This window comes from Bartonella sp. CM120XJJH (genome assembly GCF_042194715.1).
In the GTDB taxonomy this organism is placed as follows: Bacteria; Pseudomonadota; Alphaproteobacteria; order Rhizobiales; family Rhizobiaceae; genus Bartonella.
In genome coordinates, this window is record NZ_JBHINE010000078.1 from 1 (window position 1) to 932 (window position 932).

Annotated in this window: 1 protein-coding gene; it reads left to right on the plus strand. The window is 45.2% G+C overall.

Translation table 11 applies throughout. From position 1 onward, the window contains the following. Positions 1–932 (plus strand): phage tail tape measure protein (locus ACFIKU_RS09810; protein WP_375657394.1); only part of this gene is annotated, 932 nt, incomplete at both ends.

The window sequence follows — 932 nt, forward strand, 5'->3', positions numbered from 1 at the left end:
TCCGCCGAACTCTTTCAACAATCCTTAGCGGTTTTAAATAGGCGTTCGGCACAAGCCTATGCTGGACAAAAAAGAGGCATGATGGGCTTTGAAGCGCTTGGCATTTCTGTCAAAAACACTTCTGGAAAACTCAAATCCACTTCTGTCTTGTTAGAAGAAATTACCGACAAGATGAGTAAGATGAAAAATCAAGCACAAAGACAGCATATTGCTGCTCTGTTGTTTGGGGGTGATGGTAAAGAAATGGCGACCATGCTTGCACAAGGCATGGCGCCCATTAAAGAGCTCTTTGCAAAGGCTAGGAAAGGAAAATGGCTGATAGGTGCCGATGTTGCACGCTATGCAGCGGACTTAAGTGACAAGATGGGAGCTTTTAAGAAAAAAATAGGCGGTATCGCAAGCTTTATTGGCGCGCGTTTCATGCCCGTCATCAATGATATGATTGACGGTTTTTCTCGCCTGATTGATGAAAACCGCGACCTCATTCAAACAACCGTTGCTGGATGGGCTAAAAGCGTAAAAAAAGTCTTTAATGATTTGCTTAATCCTACCTCTGATTTGAGAAAAGGTATCAGTGATCTCACAGAGAGGATTAAAGGCTGGTTTTTCTGGCTAGAACCTCTGATTGGTGAAATAACCCTCTTTAAGGTAGGACTTGTAGCACTTGGTTCCTTCATTTTTGGTCCACTCATTGCCGCATTAGCAGCCGTAGGAGCCGCATTTGTTAGCCTTGGTATCACAATTATGACGACACCTATCGGTTGGTTAATGGGTGGCATTGCAGCGCTCTTTGTCCTCTATCAATATTGGGACAAACTCAATGGTTGGGTAGCAGCATCTTTAGCCGCGGTTGGGGCAGTTCTTACCGGAGCATTCATTGCGGCAATGGTACCGGCAGCTTCTGCAGTTGCGGGTCTTGCACTATCTCTTGT